Raw genomic sequence first — 18,894 nt, forward strand, 5'->3', positions numbered from 1 at the left:
GCGCTTTCGCCCGCGCACATGGCTCCGATTGTCCCAGGCGTTTATTTCTTTCCTGACCGGGGATCGCCGGCATAACCTAGCGCCTTCCAGTCCATCCTGCCGTCCTTGGCATGGCAGTCATTGCACTTCAGCGCCTCTGCTTTTGGCCCAACCATGTGGTTCACTTTCCAGTGCATGTCGGTAGGTGCGAAGCCATATTGACCGCTGTAGTCTTGACCCGCTTCTTTCATGCCATCGGTAATGGCTTTGTTCCAGTCCCAATGCGCCCAATATCCAGCCCACAGATTCGGCACCGCAAAAACGTTGCGGACGGAATCGTACGGCTGTTTGCCTTCCATCACTTTGAACGGCGTAATCTGCGCCGTCTTATCCTTACGGTCACCACGCGGGTAACTCAGGTGTGTGACCTTGGACGGATCCATCTTGTCACCGAGGAGATAACGATCAACCGAGCCGTTGAACCACATATAAGTCGGTTTCACGTCTTTCGCCCATTTGAAGTCGCCCTTCTGCTTGTCGTAAAGCGGCTGGCCGTACTGGTCTTTTGTGACCGGAGTGTCCTTGCCAGCGGTCGACCAGTCCCACCAGACCATGGTCGGCAACGTGCGTGAAAAAGTTGATACATGGCAAGTTTGGCATGCGACTTTCTCAGCGTGCCGGTTCAACATGACGTTCTGCTTATGCGGCGTACCAGCGTGACAGTCGTTGCAGCTGAGCGTGGTACCGCTACCCGTAGCCGAGACCGAGAGCGCCTTGCCGGGAATCGCATGCTTTTCCGCCCTGTGGCAGGAACTGCAGTTCATGTTTGCTCCGTCGACGGCCATGTGCACATCAGCTGAACGCTTGGGTGCTACCAGCGACGTGTCGAGATCGCCATGCTTGATATGGTCACCGCCGCCGCCGTAGAAGTGGCACGAACCACAGGTCGCGCGGCTGGTCGGTCCGACACTTTTGGCAATTTTTTCGAGATCAAGCGCCTTCCAGATTTTGCCGGACTTGGGCGGGAACTCGGTGTCCTGATAGGCCGGATGGCCGGCTGCTGCCGGGAGTTTTTTGTAGCTGCCGGTGGTGTCGTGGCAGACCAGGCAGTCGACGTTCTCGGCCTTGTTGAAGTCGAAGGTGGCGTCCTTCCACCCATAACCTGCATGGCAACTGGTACAGCGTTGATTGTTGGTCGGTAGCGCGAGACAAAAATTGTTCACCGCGTTCTTCTTGCCCAAGTCAACCTTGCCTCTGCCCGGGATCTCCTGATGCACGCTCCAAGTCCAGTGCCGCGTTTTCATGAAGTCCTTGCCCTGTTGCTCGTGGCACCCAAGACAGGTCTTGGTGACCTCGGGTCCAGTCGTGAACGGCCCTTTGACAAGACTTGAGTGGTCCTGGGCCGCTACTGCCGAACCACCGAAAAGGATGCAAAACGCCATGAATGCCATGGCCTGGATGTAGCGCCTCATTACCGTTCTCCTTGAATTCGAATACAACAATACTCAAGTTGAAGTTTCAGCCATAACATGCGTAAGGACATGATCCATATCAACAACGCGCTTGATAACGCCGACGATCGCTCACGCCCGGCTGAGTTCGAAACTCCCCGCTAAATGAGCATAAGTGCTAGGGCATATTCTTGGACGCTCGACAATCAATCCGGCAGGTGGCCCGCTGGGATGGGCCTATGCGCCGCGGTGATGAGTTGCATCCAGAAGTGCTGTTCGCCAGTGAACGCTACTGCGCGGCATCAACCTTAGAGTCGATAGCTCAAACCCGCCACCAAGGTTTTGCGACCACCACTCAACTCCCCGTACACATTGTCTTTGTAGTAGTCAACGACCAAGCCGCCGAAAACGGACACATTCTTCTTCACGCGATACTCCATGCCCAGTGACAGAGAGTGCAGCAAGTTGTCTACCGCATCGTCCACGGCGGGCAGCGTCTGCCCTGCCAGACCGCCACCGGTCTGGCCTTTGGACCAGCTCAGGCTGTAGTTGGCTGCGAGCAAATATTGGCTCCATTGCTTCTCGACATTGGCGGACAGACTATGGGTATCGATCTTGCTCTTTGCTCGATCCAGCGCCAGGACATCCGTGGATGTGAGAATGTTGCTTCCCGGCACGGAAAGGTAATGGTAGCGGAGCCGGTTGCTTGAGAAGTAGTAAGTGCTGATGTCCGTCTGGTTCCAGTCGTAGCCGAAATTTGCTTTCACATCCTCTGCGGGGACCAGACTCAGATTTATCCCTCCGGACTGGAAGGTGTTGCGGACCTGTTGCATTTTGGGGGAGCCGAAAACACCGGCTTGGGTAGCGCCTGAGACACCAGCGCCGCCAGCTCCTGTCACGTTGAAGTCAGAATGACCCAGCAAGCCATTCTTTTTGTCCGTGTAGTTGTAGTAACCACTTACAAGGAGTTCATTCAATTCCGGTTTGGTATAGGTGAGCTGCGTTCTCAGTTTCAGCGCTTCTTCCGGCTCCGTCACCAGCCCAGTCTGATTGGACCAGAGATAGGATGGCGTCACACGAATTGACCACCCCTTCGCTGGACGGGCAACCAGCTTGACAAAGACCTCGTCGGAACTGCTGCGTACACCATAGAGCGACATTTCAGCAGGCACCACCGGCACCACACCGTAGGTCAGGTCGCGATCGGTATCCACATGCGTCCAGCCGGCCGTCCAGCGGGTCTTCAGGAGGCTCGGGTAAAGCCTGGCCTCCAGGCCATAGGTCTTCGTTTCAACATTGTTGATGCGGGGCGCCACCATGCGCTCCTCAGAACGGACAGATACTGGCGCATAAAAGCCGGTAACGGGATAGGACGAGCCGTTCTCCCGCTTGCTGTATCGCCAAAAAGCCTCCAATCCGACATACTGGGACACATTGAATTTGCCAGTCAGGTAGGCGCTGTCTGTGCCTATCTTTCCCGTGTCATAGCCCGATGTCAACTGTGGCCCGGTGAAGTTGTCCTGCTGCAAGCGTGACACGCTCACACCCGCACCCAAAACGGCGGAGTCGTCAAACTGTTTGCTCAAGCGCAGGCTGTTGGTGAGCTGGGTCGAATCGGCGTCAAAGTGAAACGGCAGGTCGGCACTCCCATTGAAATGGGGGTTGCGTCTTCCAATGGGAATTCCGGTCCATTGGCTGAGCGTACTGAGCGTGACCGGTGAGGCATTGTTCTCGAATTTGTCGACACTGAACTCATAGTCAACAAGCCAGCTTTCCCGAGGAATATACGTCAGGCTGAAGGCCAGATTCCTGTCTTGCTCATTGATTGCTTTGCTGTAACCGCGCCACTGATTCGCTTCGCTCTGGCTACCCGAGATAACTGACTGAGGCAGAACATAGTTTGTCACCTGATTGCCATCGCGCTGGTAACCGTTATAACTGAGTTCAACTGAGCCCCGTCCCTCAAAGGCCACCGGCTTAAGAGCCATGCTGACACCATAATTCGTCCGGGTTACTTTGTAAGCCGTGGTGCCAAGGCTATCGTTGTGAAAATAACCAACGTGCTGCGACTCACCGGTAACGCCGGCCGCCTTATAGTTTGGGTCCGTTCCACCTGGCACCACGTCCGGGTTATACAGATAGTCAATGCCACCAGTCGCTGTGGTGAAAACAGAGTAGTGGGCTTTGAATTTCACCAAGTCAGTATTCCCCGCAAGGCGAGTACGCTGATTGTTGCCGCCAAACCCCTCGCGTTCCAGCAGCAACAAATCATGGAGATCATCAGAGTAAAGCAGGCTGAAGTCGATGTCGGCAATCAGGCCGTCGCGTGTATTGTTGCCAAAAGTATTCTCGCGGTAGTCGTAGCGCTCGAGGAAGTGCGTCTTGCCAGCACCGGCGCCACCAGAAGTGCTGAAGTAACCAAGCTTTGGCGTTATCAAGCCTTGCAGCGTGATGCCTCCGGTACCCGCATCGCCACTTTCGGCTGCGCCGACCTCGCTCTGAACCGGCGGTGACGCCGGCGACTCGCCGTAGCAGGTACTGCCAGAGAAGGCGAGGCTGAACGCAATGGAAAGTCTATTCCGGGAAAACTGTTTCATGGCGACTCCCTCTCTCAGTGGCGCAAAAGAGGATCTTGATGGCTGCCGTGTATTGCACTGTGGCAGTTGGTGCAACTCCTGAGCACAGCGCCTCCTGTCGTTCTGGTTCCGGATGTCGCTGTAGGCTCAACGGCGGTACCGTATCCGTGCTTGCCTTGGGCGATGGCATGGCACTGCAGACAAGCCGCGGGTTGTGCCACGGTCAGTAATCTGCGATTCGTTGATCCGTGCGGGGAGTGACAACTCATACAGTCTTCTGCGACCGGCGCGTGCTCAAAAACCTTGGGCCCACGGAGCGCCTGGTGACAAGAGAGACATTGCTCATTTTTGCTTTTCAGCACGGTTTGATTGCCGCCATGCGGGTCGTGACAACTCGTGCATGACATGCCCCCCTCTTTCACCGGGTGATGCGATGCCATGTTGAACTGCGACTTGACATCCTGATGGCAGCTGATGCACAGCGTCGATGTTTTGTCGGTTTTGTTGGATGTCATGTTCGGGCGTTCACCTGTTGGTGAACTGTGAATTGAATGGCAATCCTTGCAAGTCCCATCCGCCTTGCCATGCGCGCCGAAATGCCAGTTCATCAACTGCTTGTCATTGCCATGGCAACTCAAACACGTCTTGCTTTCCGGGATTGAGATTGAGCCTTTCGCTGGTGCCGCCTTTAGCATCGCCTGCAGATGGCTTGTGCCACCCGTATGGCAAGATTCGCACTTTCCGTGATCGTGTTCGGGTCGGGCTCTTGTGCCTTTGATCTCCGCATGACAGTCCACGCATTTCAGGCTGGGCGATTGTGGCGTACCGCTGCTGCTCGCGCGATTTTCTTTTGTTGTTGTTTTCACGCGTGATGTCGATGTTTCCGCGAGCAACTGGTCGCTGAAAATTAACACTGGCAAGGTCAGAAAAAAAATAACCAATCGATAAAGTAACGCCATTGTGCTAGCTCAATTCTTAGAACGTGTAATCCTGGTCCCTGTGGGCCTCATCCACCTTGAGGTATATCAACGATTGACAGGGAATTCAGAAATGCCACCGGTTGTTTGCATGACATGCCCTGAATCAAAGACAAAGACGTCCCCCAATATTCTTTGTCTGCCACACCCGGCGGCAGCTGCCATGGTCTGGCAGGCGGGCCAGCACGAATAGATGCGATGACTTTGCCGCCTTTCGCGATCAAGGGCGATTGCGTGTCGCAGCATGCGCGTATCGTAAGATCAACCCTCCCCAATTTGCGATGCCATCCCTTGAAAACTGCGCCAACACTGTCTTTTTCCAAGCTCGGTTGTGGCAGGGGTGGGCGGCAACTGTTTGAGGATATCGACTGCGTTTTGGAGGCCGGGCGCTGGCTGTATGTGGCCGGGGCCAATGGCGCAGGCAAGACCAGTTTGTTGCGCATGGTGTGCGGTCTGGCGCCGATCGAATCGGGTGACATCTGCTGGAATGGCATGCCCATCCATGCGCAGCGCGAGGCCTATCGTCAGGACCTGTGCTATTTGGGCCACCTCAATGCCCTGCAGGAATCCATGACCGTCACGGAGAACCTGGCGTTTGCCGCCGCCTTGGGCGGCTTCGCCCCCGACACCGCGCAAACGCAGGCGGTGCTGGCGCGCTTTGGCCTGGGCGGGCACGGCCGCGGCCAACAATTGGTGCGGCATTTGTCGCAGGGACAAAAGCGCCGCGTTGCCCTGTCCCGGCTGGCTTTGAGCCAGGCCCGGCTGTGGGTGCTCGACGAACCCTTTGTCGCCATGGACGAGGCCGGGGTTCGCATGCTGGCCGACCTGATTGCGGTGCATCTGGCCCAGGGCGGGCTGGCGGTGCTGACCAGCCATCAACTAGTGCCCATTGGGTCTGTGCCGGCCCAGGTGCTGGAGTTGCGCGCATGAAACAGCTGGAACTCCTGCCAATTGGAATTGCAGGCGTCATGCGGGCGGTGCTGCGGCGCGAGGTGTCGCTGGCGCTGCGGCAAAAAGGCGAAGTGCTTACGCCGCTGGTATTCTTTGTCGTCATCGCCAGTCTGTTCCCGCTGGGTATTGGGCCCGAATCGGCGCTGCTGCTGCGGATGGCTCCGGGCGTCCTGTGGGTCAGTGCTTTGCTAGCGGCCATGCTCTCCTTGCAGCGCCTGTTTGCCACCGACTATGCCGATGGCTCGCTGGAGCAGATGGCTCTGTCCAGCACGCCGCTGGGCTTGTTGGTGTTGGCTAAGGCGCTGTCGCACTTTCTGCTATCCGGCTTGCCACTGGTGCTGATGGCACCCCTCTTGGGTTTGCAGTTTGGACTGGAGGGGCGGGGCCTGGGCATTCTGATGATGTCCTTGTTGCTGGGGACACCCAGCCTGAGCCTGATCGGCAGCATCGGCGCGGCCCTGACCCTGGGTGTGCGCGGCGCAGGGGTATTGCTGTCGCTTTTAATCCTGCCCTTGTATATTCCAGTGCTGATATTTGGCGCCGGTGCGGTGGAAGCCGATGCGGCAGGCTTGGGTGCCGGTGGCCACCTATCGCTGCTGGCGGCGCTGCTCGTGCTCTCGGCTTTTTTTGCGCCCTTGGCCACGTCGGCCGCCTTGAGGATTTCCCTGGAATGACTACACGCGTGATTCACTGGTTCAAGTTTGCCTCGCCCCAAAGCTTCTATTTCCTGGCCGGCCGCCTATGGCCCGGGTTTGCCGCGGTGGCGGCGGTGCTGATGGCGGTGGGCCTTTGGATTTCATTTTTTGTGGCCCCCACGGACGCCCAGCAGGGTCAAGGCTACCGCATCATTTTTGTTCACGTGCCGGCGTCACAGATGTCAATGTTCATTTATTTGGTCATGGCGGCCTGGGCGGGCCTGGGTCTGGCCTTCAATACCCGGCTGTCCGGCATGATGGCTTCGGCGCTGGCCCCCACCGGCGCCCTGTTTGCTTTTCTTTCGCTCGTGACGGGGGCCTTGTGGGGCAAGCCGATGTGGGGCGCCTGGTGGGTGTGGGATGCGCGCCTGACCTCCGAGTTGATCCTGCTGTTTCTGTACCTGGGCTTCCTGGCGCTGCAATCCAGCATTGACGACCCGCGCCGCGCCGACAAGGCCTGTGCCGTGTTGGCGCTGGTGGGCGTCGTGAACGTGCCTATCATTTACTTCTCGGTCAAGTGGTGGAACACCTTGCACCAAGGTGCCTCGGTATCTTTGAATAGCGCGCCGTCCATGGCCACTCCCATGTTGTTGGGCATGTTGACCATGGTGGCGGCTTTCTGGATGTACACGATTGCGGTGGCTTTGGCGCGAGTACGCAACATCATTCTCGAACGTGAACGTCATACGGAGTGGGTGAAACATGCAGTGGAATAGTGTTTCCGATTTTTTTGCCATGGGCGGTTACGCCTTCTATGTCTGGGGCAGCTTTGGGCTGACCGCAGCGGTGATGGTGCTTGAGACGCTGCTGATTCGCAGCCAACGGACTGAGCTTCTACGCAATCTCCGCAACGAACTGTTGTCCGAAAGAAACTCTTCATGAAACCTCGACACAAACGCGCCGCCCTCATTGCTGGGGGGCTGGCCGCATTGGGCTTGGCAACCTACTTGGTACTGAACGCCTTCCAGAGTAATCTGGTCTTTTTCTTCACGCCGAGTCAGGTGGCGTCGGGCGAGGCGCCCGTCAACAGGACCTTTCGCATTGGCGGCATGGTCAAGGCGGGAACTGTCCATAGAGAAAACCTGACGGTCGCGTTTGTGGTGACCGATACAGCAAAGGAAGTTCCCGTGTCCTACACCGGCATCCTGCCTGACTTGTTTCGCGAGGGTAAGGGCGTCGTAGCCCAAGGCAAGCTCGGCGCCGATGGCCGATTTATGGCCAGCGAGGTGCTGGCCAAGCACGACGAAAACTACATGCCGCCCGAGGCCCAGCATGCCATGGACCAAGCCCAAGCCCAGAAGACAATCAAGACCCTGAAGTGAAATATCCCAAATGAGATCTACCCCATGATTCCCGAAATTGGTCATTTTTCCCTGATCCTTGCCCTGTTTGTGGCGTTGGCCCTGGGCGTATTGAGCGTCGTGGGCGGTCAGCAGGGGCGCGGCGACTGGATGGCGCTGGCCCGGCCTGGCGCACAGGCGCTGTGGCTGCTGACGGCTTTTTCCTTTGGCTGCCTCACCTACGCTTTTTATACCAACGACTTCTCGGTATCGTACGTGGCGCAACACTCCAACTCCAAGCTGCCGGGGCTGTACCGCATTGCCGGGGTCTGGGGCGGGCACGAGGGCTCGCTGTTGCTGTGGTTGATGATGCTCAGCTCATGGATGCTGGCGGTGTCCATTTTTTCCCGGCAGTTGCCGGATGCCATGGTGTCGCGGGTGCTGGGCATTCTGGGGCTGGTGGCGGTCGGTTTCCTGCTGTTCATGCTGATCACCTCCAACCCGTTCCTGCGCCTGAGCGATATTCCGGCCGACGGCCGCGACCTGAACCCGTTGCTGCAAGACCCCGGTCTGGTGTTTCACCCGCCCATGCTGTACATGGGCTATGTCGGCATGGCCGTGCCGTTTGCCTTTTCCATTGCGGCCCTGCTCAATGGCCGTCTTGACGCCGCCTGGGCGCGTTGGTCGCGGCCCTGGGCCACGGCGGCGTGGATCTTCCTGACGCTGGGCATTGCACTGGGTTCGTGGTGGGCTTATTACGAACTGGGCTGGGGCGGCTGGTGGTTTTGGGACCCGGTGGAAAACGCCTCCTTCCTGCCCTGGCTGGTGGGCACCGCGCTGATCCATTCGCTCGCAGTCACGGAAAAACGCGGACTGTTCAGAAACTGGACCATCGTGCTGGCCATCACCGCGTTTTCGCTGAGCTTGCTGGGGACTTTCCTGGTGCGCTCCGGCGTGCTGACCTCGGTCCACGCGTTTGCGATCGACCCCAAGCGCGGCGTGTTCATCCTGCTGTTCCTGACTGTCGTGGTGGGGGGCTCGTTGACCCTGTTTGCCATGCGCGCCAGCAAAGTGCGCTCGGGCGGCGCGTTCGCACTGGTGTCGCGCGAGACTTTTCTGCTGGTCAACAATATGTTGCTGGCTACGGCCGCTGCCACCGTGCTGCTGGGCACCTTGTACCCGCTGATTGTGGACGCGCTCAACCTGGGCAAGCTGTCGGTGGGCCCACCCTATTTCAACTCGGTGTTTGCGCCCATCATGGTGCCGGTGCTGCTGTTCATGGTCATTGGTTCCTGGGCGCGCTGGAAAAGCGACAGTGTGGCGGAACTGGCGAAAAAATTGCGACCCGTGGCCATACTCGCAGTGCTGTTGGGCTGCGGCGCAACGCTGTTGGCCGGGGCCTGGTCGACGCTGGTGGCCTTGGGCCTGACGCTGGTATTCTGGATTGTGCTGGCGTCCCTGCTGCAGATTTACCGCCAGCTCAAGGACACGGTCAACTGGAAATCCACACCGATGTCGTTCTGGGGCATGCACGTGGCGCATATCGGTATTGCGGTGTGCGTGGTCGGCATCACCATGGTCAAGGGTTACGAGACTGAGAAAGACGTGCGCATGGCGCTGGGGGATACCGTGTCAGTGGGGGGCTACACCTTCCGTTTGACGGGCATCCGTGAAGCGCAGGGACCAAACTACAACGCCGATGTGGGCGACGTGGAGTTGATCCGCGACGGCCGGGTTCTCAGAACCATGCACCCGGAAAAACGAACCTATTTTTCATCCACCATGCCCATGACCGAAGCGGCCATTGACACGAGCTTGACCCGCGACGTATACGTGTCCTTGGGTGAGCGGCTTGAGGGCGGTGCCAGCCCTGCCTGGGCGATGCGGGTCTATCACAAACCTTTTGTCAGCTGGATCTGGGGGGGCTGCCTGCTGATGGCCTTGGGCGGTGCGATTGCCGCGCTGGACCGGCGCTATCGCAAAAAGATCGCTGCAAGCGCCCGGGCAGGTGTAGCAAAGGGTGTTGTCGCATGAAGAAGGCCCTGATCCCCTTGGGGATTTTTATCGTGCTGGTGGTGTTTCTGGCCATTGGCCTGACCCGTGACCCGCACGAAATCCCGTCACCTTTGATCGGCAAGGGGGCGCCGGCATTCACCGCACCGCTACTGCATGCGCCCGGGCAGCAGTTTTCAGCGAGAGACATGCTTGGCAAGGTCTGGCTGCTGAATACCTGGGCGTCCTGGTGCGTAGCCTGTCGGCTGGAACATCCCATTCTGATGGAATTCGCCAAGACCAAGACGCTGCCCATTGTCGGGCTGGACTACAAGGATCAGGCGGCGGACGGCTTGACATGGCTGGCCCGCTTTGGCGATCCCTACGATCTTTCGGTGACGGACAAAGATGGGCGCATCGGCATTGACTACGGTGTCTATGGCGTGCCCGAAACCTTTCTGATCGACAAGGCCGGCGTGATTCGTTACAAGCAGATTGGCCCGGTGACCGAGGAAGCCCTGAAGGAAAAAATCCTGCCGCTGATACGGGAGCTGCAAAAATGAAGTACTGGCTAGCACTTTTTCTGGCGTTGCAGTGCGCCATATGGTCCTACGCGGGCGAGGCCACGTCATTGGCCGAAGACCCAGTGGTAGAGCAGCGCCTGATCGTCATTTCAGAAGAACTGCGCTGTCTGGTCTGCCAGAACGAGTCGCTGGCCGGGTCGCGGGCTGATCTGGCGATGGACTTGCGGCGTGAAATTCGCACTCTCATCAAGGCCGGAAAAACCGACGCGGAAATCATGGACTTCATGGTCAGTCGCTATGGCGACTTTGTGCGTTACCGCCCGCCCGTCAAACCCATTACCTGGATGCTGTGGTTTGGCCCTTTCTTGTTGCTGATCGGCGCATTGGTGGTGCTGGTGCGCATGGTGCGCGGCAGCCAGCGTGGCGCTGCGCCGAAAGTACTTGATGCGGCCCAACGCGAGAAAGCCCAGTCTCTTCTCAAAGATACGGAACTCCCCTCATGACTGTTTTTATTGCAATCGCAGCGCTGTTGACGCTGCTGGTGCTGGCCTGGGTGGTGCGTCCGCTGCTGCGTCCCGCACCGCAGGCCGGTGTATCCAGCCAGCGACTGAACGCGGCCATCTACCGCGACCAACTGAAGGCGCTAGAGCGAGACCTGGCCCGCGACGTCATCAGTCCTGCGGACTATGAAGCCACGCGGGATGAATTGCAGTTGCGTCTGCTGGACGACACCGAAGAGCTGCTACCGGCGCCGTTGAAGAGCGGCGCCGTTTTCTGGACCGCCCGACGCACCGCGGCGGTGATTGTGTGGCTGTTGCCACTGGGGGCGGCAGGTATGTACTGGTGGTTGGGAGCACCTCAAGCCATTGAACCGGTCAGTGCGCAAAAACCGGAGGCTGACAAGGTCGCGACAATGGTAGACGGTCTGGCGGCACGCCTCAAGGCAAATCCTGACAACCCCAAAGGCTGGGCTATGCTGGCGCGTTCCTACAAAGTGATGGGACGCCTGCAGGAGGCGGAGCAAGCGTTCGCCGAAGTCGGACCTTTGCTGGAAAGCGACCCGGACTTGCTGGCCGACTATGCCGACTTGCTGGCGGCCCGTGCCGGAGACAGTCTGGAAGGTAAACCACTGGATTTGATCAACAAGGCTCTGGCGCTGAACCCGCAGCATCCCATGGGGCTGATGATGTCCGGCGTGGCCGCCTACCGCCGCGATGACTTCGCGGGTGCGGTGGCACAGTGGGAAAAACTACGGGCAGTGCTGGAGCCCGGTTCGCCCGATGCCCAGCAAGTGGAAGTCGACATTGCAGAAGCTCGCGCCAAGGCAGGAATGCCCGCCTCTGCGAAAGCCACATCGCTGCCAGCCGACGCAGCCACAGCGGGTCCAATGACCGCGGAAAAAATCAAACAGATGGTCGAGCGTTTGGCGGAGCGTCTCAAGGCCAATCCGGAGGATCTCGCGGGCTGGGCCCGGCTGGCTCGGGCCTACAAGGTGCAGGGCCGTCTGGCCGAGTCGGAACAGGCCTACGTCAAGGCGGGGACACTGGTGGAGGGTAACCCCGACTTGTTAACCCAGTATGCCGACGTGCTGGCCATACGTGCAGGCAACAATCTCGAAGGTCGTCCGTTGGCGCTGGTGAACAAGGCGCTTGCCTTGAACCCCACCCATCCCATGGCCCTGATGATGGCCGGTGCTGCCGCCTATCGGCGCGCCGACTATGCTCAGGCCGTGGCTCATTGGGAAATGGTACTCAAGGTGCTTGAACCTGGTTCAAGTGATGCCAGGCAGGTGACGGCAGAGATTGCTGATGCACGCAGCAAAGGCGGGCTGACTCTGCAACTCAAGACAAAACCCTGATGCAATAGGACGAAGGCGGAAAATGCCAAGTCCCGCGACGGCCCGACCGGGCCGCCGCTATCCAACTAATGGAGACCGACCGGGTTGGGGCTGCGCGGCGCTCATATTGCATGGCCTGCAGCTTCTGAACGCGCTTGATGCATGAGGCTTCATGGCCAGGATATACCGGGCCTCACCCGCACCATCCAGACCCCGAGGGCAAGCACGCAGGCATAGGCATCTGGCTGAAGGCGACACCATTTCGCGGAAACCATATTGCTTCTCCAAGAAGGAGTCCGAGATGCCTACAAACAGCGGCCGCAATCAACGTAACCCTGCGCATGGCAAGTGCGTCCAATGAGGCGTGTTTCAACCAAAGTTCAGGAAGAGCTTGCTGTACGGCGACTTGATCTTTCTCATAGCGTCTTTGACCGCCACCGGATCCTGGGCGAACAACGCTGTCTGCAGATCGCTGACTGACTTGTTGACTGCCTTGAGAAGACTTCGAAACTCCTCGTCCTGCCTCAAACTGGCCGGTGCCTCTGTGGACAATTTCGTAGCCAGATAATTCAGTGCACCAACCATTGCTGTCACCTGCAGCATGCCATTGGGCTGTGACAGCGCTTGGCTTCCGTCAATCAGTAAACGCTCCATCTCGGCGTGGTAAGCATTCATGTGATCGCTGTATACGATGACTTGGTTGCGACGACGCATATCCGCCATGATGTCCCGGGCTTTTTCCAGCGTTTCGTGGGCTGCGGTGAGCTGGTTGGCGCCGATCTCGTCGGATGCCTTGGTGTAGATCCTGGCGACTTCAGTCAATGATTTGGCAAACGCCGGATCACGGTCATAGGGCGCCGGTGGCTTGGCTCCAAACTGCTCCATCAATTGGTTCCAAGCCCGTTGCGCCTGGGTTGCCGCCTGTTGCGCTTCAGCTTGGGATTTTCCATTGGTCTTGAAGAGGGCTACGCGGTAGGGGGCATAGGCTTCCTGCATGGCGTCAGTACCCGGGTCGGCGGCAAACGCCTGGGATCCTGCGCATAGTGCAATGGCAAATGTTGCACTGCTTATGGTGCGAATGATTCGGCAGGACATGGTGAATTCCTTTGTCAGAAAGATGGATAAAAAGTCTGCGCGATCAGTGTCAGCTGGACATGACCATTCGGTGAAAAATTGTAAATTTGTCTCGATTTTTCTGCCGGAACTGCGACAGGCGCAAGGAAATGGCGAGCCTGTCAGCAGACATGGGCGGTGCTGTCAATGCTGGAAAAGAGACTCGAAATCTCCCCGAGTTTTGGCACCACCACAACCGGTGAGAAGCCGCCGCCCGGCGTGCGGAAATTGGTGGTCTGACCTTGGTAGGTGCGGGCTGCCAGCAACTGAACCTGTCCGGCATAGGTGTAGGCGCGCACGTCGAACTTCAGATCCGTCTGCACGCCATCCACCACCACCATGCGCTGGCCGGGAGGCACCAGCGTCTGGGCAATGAACTCGCCCGCAAGAATCTCGTCCCAAACCCGGCGCGTCAGCTTGTCACCGCGATACACCGCCTTGGCGCCATAGCCGCCGACTGGCTTGAAAAATAGCTGGCGGCGCTGAGCCCACAGGGCATCTGCGCGCTGGGGCGTAACCAGCTGCGTGGGGGGCACGGCGGAAGTCAACAAATGCCGGTCCGACGCGCTGACGCCCCATGATGCCAACAGTTCGTCATCACTCAGCGTCACCAGATTACGCTTGTCGGCCATCAATGCATGCGCACGAGGATGGGGTGTGACGACCACTGCACCGGCGAGATAGGCCTCGCGCAAGGCTTGGTGCGCCGGTTCAGCGAAATAGAAGTCAGTCAACCGGTTGTAGACCATGTCGACGACCGTTTTGTCGTGCCACAGGTTGCCGTCACGCCATTCAAGCGCCCGCGGGTCGGCAATAGACGCGCTCAGGCCACGCTGCAAAAACATGTGCCGGTACAGCTCAAACTCCGGTGCAAGATACTGCGCCTGCGGGTCCTCGTCCACAATGACGATGGAGCGCAGAGGCTGGTCGCCCCGCTGGGCGCGCCACTCCGCCTTGAACATGTCAAAGAAGATCTTCTCAAAAGCCTCCAGCGGGGTGTAAGCGGCAATGGCCTGGCTCATCGATTCGCAGCACGCCTTCTGGGCCCGCGCCAACACCGCGTTCAGCAGCGCGCCGCCGGCGTTGGTGTTGATTTCTATCAGCTGCGGGCCTTCGGCGGTCACATGGAAGTCGTAACCCATGTAGACCCCTGCCGGACCAAACTCGTGTTGCGCAATGGCAGGCGCGCGCGCCAGTGCTGTGGACTGGTAGGCAGGGAGTGCCATCACGCGTTCAATCGCTGCGACAGTGGCCACGATGGCATCAAAGGTGCCGCTGGACAGGAAGACAACGGTGGAGGAAAAGAGGTTGGGGCGGGTCTGGGCGATGGACTGCGCCAACCCGGTCAGCCCCGGATCGCTTTCCAGCTGCTGCTGCAGGTTGTGTGGGTCCAGTGTGCGGCAGATGCAGCCATGGTTGAGGGCGTCAGCGAAGTTCGTTTCCATCGTTCAGATTTCCAGTGATTTTCTTTGCATGTAGTCCTCAAACTGCGCGGGCGGCAGCGGCCTGCTGAAATAGTAGCCTTGGACCTCGGTACAGCCTTTTGCCCGCAGAAACTCGAGTTGCCCTTCGGTCTCCACGCCTTCGGCTATGGTTTGCATGCCCAGGCTCGTTGCCATGCTGATAATGGCGCCCACAATGGCCTTGTCGTCGGGGTCTATGGTGATGTCACGAACGAAGGACTGATCGATCTTGATTTTGTACACCTGAAACTTTTTCAGGTAGCTCAGCGACGAGTAACCCGTGCCAAAGTCGTCAATCGACATGCGTATGCCACGCTCGTGCAGGTTGTTCATTACCGCAATGGCACCCAGCGGGTCTGTCATCGCGACACCTTCGGTCAGTTCAAGCTCCAGCAGATTGGGCGGCAGCCGCGCTTCGTCAAGGATCGTGGTCACCAGCTCGGGCAGATCGGCATGGCGGAACTGCACAGACGACAGGTTGACAGAAACAGTGATGGGCACCATCCCGGCGGCCATCCAGACCTTGAGCTGTTGCACCGCCGTTCGCAGCACCCACTCGCCGATCGGCAGAATCAGACCGCTGGTTTCGGCCACGGGAATGAATTCGGCGGGGGAGACGCTACCCAACTCGGGATGATTCCATCGCAGCAGAGTCTCTGCGCCAATGACGGAGCCATCGGCCAGCGAGATCTGTGGCTGGTAATGCAACTGCAACTGGTCGCGCTCCAGAGCCCGGCGCAGCGCGTTTTCCAGCGTCAGGGTGCGGTCGGAACGTTCCTGCATTTCCGCGGTGAAGAAGCGGTAGTTGTTACGCCCGTCCTGTTTGGCGCGGTACATGGCGGCATCGGCACACCGGGACAGCGTGTCAAAGTCGGCGCCATCTGTGGGAAACATGGCAATCCCGATGCTGGGCGTCACCGTCAGTTCATGCTGTTCAAGCTCGAAGGGCACCAAAGCCGAATGCAGCAACTTGTCGGCGACGTGCGCGGCCCCCACCGCATCCGTGTCGGGCAGCACCAGGATGAATTCGTCCCCACCCAGGCGCGAAACAGTGTCCTGGTCGCGCACGACCGTCTTGAGGCGCCCGGCCAGCGCGACGAGCAATTCATCGCCCACCCGGTGCCCGAGTGAGTCGTTCACATTTTTAAAATGGTCCAGGTCCAGAAACATGAGCGTCAGCGAAGTGCCGTTGCGCTGTGCAGCGCTCAGGGCCAGGTTGGCTCGATCCGTCAGCAACACCCGATTCGGCAGGCCCGTGAGTGAATCAAAGTGGGCCATCCACTGGATTTTTTCCTCAGCGTGCTTGTTCTGTGTGATGTCCCGGCACAACACCAGAAAGCGGGGGTCTTCGACAGACGCCGCCGACTTGCGTGAAACCGACAATTCAAACCAGTGCGTCCCAATGGCCAGCGGCAGTGCGAACTGTTTGCCTATTGACCATGTTTTTTCATTGGCTTCCTGCAAGGCCGACAGGACGACTTTGGAAGCATCCGGCGGCAGCACCTCCGTTATGATTTTGCCAACCAGATCCTGGGCAGGCTGTGCCAGCAATTCTGCCCGCGGCGAGTGTGCGCTGTAATAGCGACCGTCCAGTCCCAATTCAAAGAGCGGATCCGGAATGGCGCCCATGGTGGCTTCGAGGTGTCTTTGCGCCGCCAGGATCTCTGCAGTGCGCTCGTTGACCTGCACTTCCAGTCTCGCGTCGCGCATTCTCATCTCATGCAACAGCCAGGCCAGATAGGCCATCAGCAGGCTGATCAAAAATCCAAAGACGGCCTTGACCCAGACGCGGCTTGAATCGCCCCAGCCCTGGATGGGCGCAACGCTCAGTGTCCATTCGCCGTTGGGAAGTTTCAACCGGCGCTCTACCGGCGAATCGAGTGTCGAATTGGCGGATGCCTCAATGACTTGTCGCGCCCCGGTATCGGGTACGGTTCGCCAGAGTTCGTAAGCGTAGCCGCGCTCGGTCAAGACCGGCAGGCGCGCATAGGCCAGGGCTTCTGGAAACCGCAGAGTCACGTACGTGAATCCCCAAAAGACGGCGCGTCCCTGCGCGTCATCCAGAAAAATGGGCAGGCGGCCAACCACGCCCAGGCCACCTTGCGCAAGCTCGAAGGGTCCTGCCAGTGTCAACTCGCCCGTATCACGTGCCTTTATGGCTTCCCTGTTCTGGGTGATGTCTCTCAACTGGTCAAAGCCAAGGCTTTTTTCATTGCCGGCCAGTGGCACCACGTTTCGAATGATGCCGTCCGGCGCCAGCCCCAGTGCCGCGATGCCTGGATAGAAGGGCAGCATTTCAGTGGCGACGGCTTCAAAACCCACGATATTTCCGTGACCCTGTCGGACCAGGGCGGCCATCGCATAGGTCGCGGACAGGGCGCGCTCGATACCCCGTTGCAGTGTCTGGGCGTGATCTGACGCCAGATCAGCGGCACGGGCTCGGGCTTCAGTCAGATCCTGCTCTTCCGAGTTCCATATCAAAACTGCAGCAATGACACCGCTAAGCAGAAAGACGCCGACCCCAACTGACCATTGGCGTAAGCGGTATTGACGGTAGGTTGGGGCCATCTGCTGCCAGTCTAGCAAGATTGACGCGGAGGCGGAAGTTTCGTACCTGTGGTAGTCGAATCGCAGGCGCAGGCGGTGCCTTTACCGGGTGCTCAGCGCTGTGGGGTTATTCATCTGTCACTGAAATGCCATGAAGCTGCCACGGAGCCGTCACGAAAGGCCGCCAATATTCACTAACGCAACAAAGGAGAACGAAATGAAAGAACTGCCAAACCCCACCTTCGCCTTGTCCCCTTTGTCGTTGCCGCGAGGCTTGCTTCACCGGCCGCACCCACATTTCGACAACCCGATTCAAGTACCAGCCCGTCCGATAGAGAAAGGTGGTCTTTCCGTGTCGTGGGCCAAACACACAGACGAGGTCCGCCAGGCGCAGCGCCTCAGGTTCAGAGTCTTTGCCCAGGAAATGGGCGCCCGGCTGGATACGATGTCGCCCGGCCACGACGTTGACCTGTTTGACAACTACTGCGAGCACCTGCTGGTGCGCGATGAAATCACGAAGGAGGTTGTCGGGACGTACCGCCTTCTGACACCGGCACAGGCCCGGCGCGTGGGCAGCACATACAGCGATCTGGAGTTCGACCTCACCCGTCTGCGCAGCCTGCGCGAGCGCATGGTCGAACTGGGACGCAGCTGTGTGCACCCGGACTATCGCCACGGCGGGGTGATCATGGCCTTGTGGGGCGCCTTGGCTGAGTTCATGGTGCGCAACAAGCTCGACACGATGATTGGCTGCGCCAGCATCCCCATGCTGCACAACGGCATCGTCAGCGGTGACGTGGCGGCCAGCATCTGGCACCAGCTCAAGGCCAGCCACCTCGCGCCAATCGAACATCACGTGCACCCGCGCCTGCCGCTGCCAGTTGACCAATTGGACGGCAGCCTGAAAGTGGAGCCCCCCCCGTTGATCAAAGGTTATCTGCGTCTGGGCGCCAAGATTCTGGGTGCCCCGGCCTGGGACCCGGATTTCAATAGCGCAGACCTTCCCATGATGATGCGCATCAATGATTTGCCTCCCCGTTACCGCAAGCACTTTTTGGGGACGTGATGCGGGCGGCCTTCGATGCCATGGGTCCGTGGGTCGGTGGCATGATCCCCGCCGCCACCGATGATGCTGACGATGACCTGGCAGGCAAGCGATACCGGGCCATCTTCATCTCGGATCTGCATCTGGGAACCCCCGGTTGTCAGGCCAGTGCGCTGCTGGACTTCATGAGACACCATCCCAGTGACTACCTGTACCTGGTGGGCGACATTGTGGACGGCTGGCAATTGCGTCGCCGGTGGTATTGGCCACAATCACACAACGACGTCATACAGAAGCTGCTGCGCCGGGCGCGCAAAGGCTGTCGCATCGTCTACGTGCCAGGCAACCACGATGAGTTTGCCCGTGGCTTCATCGGACACCAGTTTGGTGGCATTGAAGTGGTGGAGGACGCGATTCACACCACGGCCGATGGGCGAAACATCTGGGTGACACACGGCGACCTG

Annotated in this window: 17 protein-coding genes; 11 read left to right on the forward strand and 6 right to left on the reverse strand. The window is 58.9% G+C overall.

The features are described 5' to 3' along the window. Positions 1-41 precede the first annotated feature (41 nt). From Q7T10_RS10430 to Q7T10_RS10440, 3 genes are all read right to left on the reverse strand, one after another. Entirely contained in the window at positions 42-1,451 is a 1,410-nt protein-coding gene (locus Q7T10_RS10430; RefSeq protein WP_304747932.1) for a tetrathionate reductase family octaheme c-type cytochrome, read from the reverse strand. Positions 1,452-1,738: 287 nt separating this feature from the next. Continuing rightward, complete coding sequence (locus Q7T10_RS10435; protein WP_304747934.1) at positions 1,739-4,027, reverse strand: hypothetical protein; 2,289 nt, start codon at positions 4,025-4,027, stop codon at positions 1,739-1,741. Positions 4,028-4,041: 14 nt separating this feature from the next. Next, positions 4,042-4,965, reverse strand: a complete 924-nt coding sequence (locus Q7T10_RS10440) for a cytochrome c3 family protein (protein ID WP_304747936.1) — start codon at positions 4,963-4,965, stop codon at positions 4,042-4,044. A 309-nt stretch (positions 4,966-5,274) separates the two neighbouring features. On the opposite strand from Q7T10_RS10440, the gene ccmA reads away from it, so the two are divergent. From ccmA to ccmI, 9 genes are read left to right on the forward strand one after another with little or no spacing between them, the layout of a single operon-like run. Then, the gene (ccmA, locus tag Q7T10_RS10445) at positions 5,275-5,913 is read left to right on the forward strand and encodes a cytochrome c biogenesis heme-transporting ATPase CcmA (protein WP_304747938.1); all 639 of its coding nucleotides are present in this window, start codon (positions 5,275-5,277) and stop codon (positions 5,911-5,913) included. Then, a complete protein-coding gene (ccmB, locus tag Q7T10_RS10450) occupies positions 5,910-6,608 on the forward strand; it encodes a heme exporter protein CcmB (protein WP_304747939.1) in 699 nt (232 codons plus the stop codon). Before ccmA ends, ccmB begins: the two co-directional genes overlap by 4 nt. Continuing rightward, positions 6,605-7,345, forward strand: coding sequence for a heme ABC transporter permease (locus Q7T10_RS10455; RefSeq protein ID WP_304747940.1), 741 nt, complete (start codon positions 6,605-6,607; stop codon positions 7,343-7,345). Before ccmB ends, Q7T10_RS10455 begins: the two co-directional genes overlap by 4 nt. Further along, positions 7,332-7,511: a heme exporter protein CcmD gene (gene ccmD, locus Q7T10_RS10460; protein ID WP_304747941.1), complete on the forward strand. Its 180-nt coding sequence runs from the start codon at positions 7,332-7,334 to the stop codon at positions 7,509-7,511. Before Q7T10_RS10455 ends, ccmD begins: the two co-directional genes overlap by 14 nt. Further along, the gene (gene ccmE, locus Q7T10_RS10465) at positions 7,508-7,951 is read left to right on the forward strand and encodes a cytochrome c maturation protein CcmE (protein ID WP_304747942.1); all 444 of its coding nucleotides are present in this window, start codon (positions 7,508-7,510) and stop codon (positions 7,949-7,951) included. The genes ccmD and ccmE overlap by 4 nt, the downstream gene beginning before the upstream one ends. 24 nt (positions 7,952-7,975) lie before the next feature. Further along, positions 7,976-9,943 carry a heme lyase CcmF/NrfE family subunit gene (locus Q7T10_RS10470; RefSeq protein WP_304747944.1) on the forward strand — a complete coding sequence of 656 codons (1,968 nt, stop codon included), beginning with the start codon at positions 7,976-7,978 and terminating at the stop codon, positions 9,941-9,943. Further along, positions 9,940-10,464, forward strand: a complete 525-nt coding sequence (locus tag Q7T10_RS10475; protein ID WP_304747946.1) for a DsbE family thiol:disulfide interchange protein — start codon at positions 9,940-9,942, stop codon at positions 10,462-10,464. The genes Q7T10_RS10470 and Q7T10_RS10475 overlap by 4 nt, the downstream gene beginning before the upstream one ends. Beyond that, a complete protein-coding gene (locus Q7T10_RS10480; RefSeq protein WP_304747948.1) occupies positions 10,461-10,928 on the forward strand; it encodes a cytochrome c-type biogenesis protein in 468 nt (155 codons plus the stop codon). The genes Q7T10_RS10475 and Q7T10_RS10480 overlap by 4 nt, the downstream gene beginning before the upstream one ends. After that, positions 10,925-12,283, forward strand: a complete 1,359-nt coding sequence (ccmI, locus tag Q7T10_RS10485) for a c-type cytochrome biogenesis protein CcmI (protein ID WP_304747950.1) — start codon at positions 10,925-10,927, stop codon at positions 12,281-12,283. Before Q7T10_RS10480 ends, ccmI begins: the two co-directional genes overlap by 4 nt. A 348-nt stretch (positions 12,284-12,631) precedes the next feature. On the opposite strand, the gene Q7T10_RS10490 is transcribed toward ccmI, so the two are convergent. The 3 genes from Q7T10_RS10490 to Q7T10_RS10500 form a co-directional block, all read right to left on the reverse strand. Next, positions 12,632-13,357 carry a hypothetical protein gene (locus tag Q7T10_RS10490; protein WP_304747952.1) on the reverse strand — a complete coding sequence of 242 codons (726 nt, stop codon included), beginning with the start codon at positions 13,355-13,357 and terminating at the stop codon, positions 12,632-12,634. Positions 13,358-13,497: 140 nt separating this feature from the next. Continuing rightward, a complete protein-coding gene (locus tag Q7T10_RS10495; protein ID WP_304747954.1) occupies positions 13,498-14,820 on the reverse strand; it encodes a hypothetical protein in 1,323 nt (440 codons plus the stop codon). A 3-nt stretch (positions 14,821-14,823) separates the two neighbouring features. Then, positions 14,824-17,406, reverse strand: a complete 2,583-nt coding sequence (locus tag Q7T10_RS10500) for an EAL domain-containing protein (protein ID WP_304747956.1) — start codon at positions 17,404-17,406, stop codon at positions 14,824-14,826. A 196-nt stretch (positions 17,407-17,602) separates the two neighbouring features. On the opposite strand from Q7T10_RS10500, the gene Q7T10_RS10505 reads away from it, so the two are divergent. Next, positions 17,603-18,451: a GNAT family N-acetyltransferase gene (locus Q7T10_RS10505; protein WP_304747957.1), complete on the forward strand. Its 849-nt coding sequence runs from the start codon at positions 17,603-17,605 to the stop codon at positions 18,449-18,451. Next, positions 18,451-18,894, forward strand: a 444-nt coding sequence (locus Q7T10_RS10510; protein ID WP_304747959.1) for a UDP-2,3-diacylglucosamine diphosphatase, incomplete at its 3' end; no start/stop codon positions are given. The genes Q7T10_RS10505 and Q7T10_RS10510, both read left to right, overlap by 1 nt.

The sequence above is a fragment of the Rhodoferax sp. genome (genome assembly GCF_030646845.1).
Lineage (GTDB): Bacteria > Pseudomonadota > Gammaproteobacteria > Burkholderiales > Burkholderiaceae_C > Rhodoferax.

Bases quoted from the DNA above. Each gene is read 5' to 3' on its own strand.
- Q7T10_RS10430 (WP_304747932.1), bottom strand. From the start codon at position 1,451: ATGAGGCGCTACATCCAGGCCATGGCATTCATGGCGTTTTGCATCCTT.
- Q7T10_RS10435 (WP_304747934.1), bottom strand. From the start codon at position 4,027: ATGAAACAGTTTTCCCGGAATAGACTTTCCATTGCGTTCAGCCTCGCC.
- Q7T10_RS10440 (WP_304747936.1), bottom strand. From the start codon at position 4,965: ATGGCGTTACTTTATCGATTGGTTATTTTTTTTCTGACCTTGCCAGTG.
- ccmB (WP_304747939.1), top strand. From the start codon at position 5,910: ATGAAACAGCTGGAACTCCTGCCAATTGGAATTGCAGGCGTCATGCGG.
- Q7T10_RS10455 (WP_304747940.1), top strand. From the start codon at position 6,605: ATGACTACACGCGTGATTCACTGGTTCAAGTTTGCCTCGCCCCAAAGC.
- ccmD (WP_304747941.1), top strand. From the start codon at position 7,332: ATGCAGTGGAATAGTGTTTCCGATTTTTTTGCCATGGGCGGTTACGCC.
- ccmE (WP_304747942.1), top strand. From the start codon at position 7,508: ATGAAACCTCGACACAAACGCGCCGCCCTCATTGCTGGGGGGCTGGCC.
- Q7T10_RS10470 (WP_304747944.1), top strand. From the start codon at position 7,976: ATGATTCCCGAAATTGGTCATTTTTCCCTGATCCTTGCCCTGTTTGTG.
- Q7T10_RS10475 (WP_304747946.1), top strand. From the start codon at position 9,940: ATGAAGAAGGCCCTGATCCCCTTGGGGATTTTTATCGTGCTGGTGGTG.
- Q7T10_RS10480 (WP_304747948.1), top strand. From the start codon at position 10,461: ATGAAGTACTGGCTAGCACTTTTTCTGGCGTTGCAGTGCGCCATATGG.
- ccmI (WP_304747950.1), top strand. From the start codon at position 10,925: ATGACTGTTTTTATTGCAATCGCAGCGCTGTTGACGCTGCTGGTGCTG.
- Q7T10_RS10490 (WP_304747952.1), bottom strand. From the start codon at position 13,357: ATGTCCTGCCGAATCATTCGCACCATAAGCAGTGCAACATTTGCCATT.
- Q7T10_RS10495 (WP_304747954.1), bottom strand. From the start codon at position 14,820: ATGGAAACGAACTTCGCTGACGCCCTCAACCATGGCTGCATCTGCCGC.
- Q7T10_RS10500 (WP_304747956.1), bottom strand. From the start codon at position 17,406: ATGGCCCCAACCTACCGTCAATACCGCTTACGCCAATGGTCAGTTGGG.
- Q7T10_RS10505 (WP_304747957.1), top strand. From the start codon at position 17,603: ATGAAAGAACTGCCAAACCCCACCTTCGCCTTGTCCCCTTTGTCGTTG.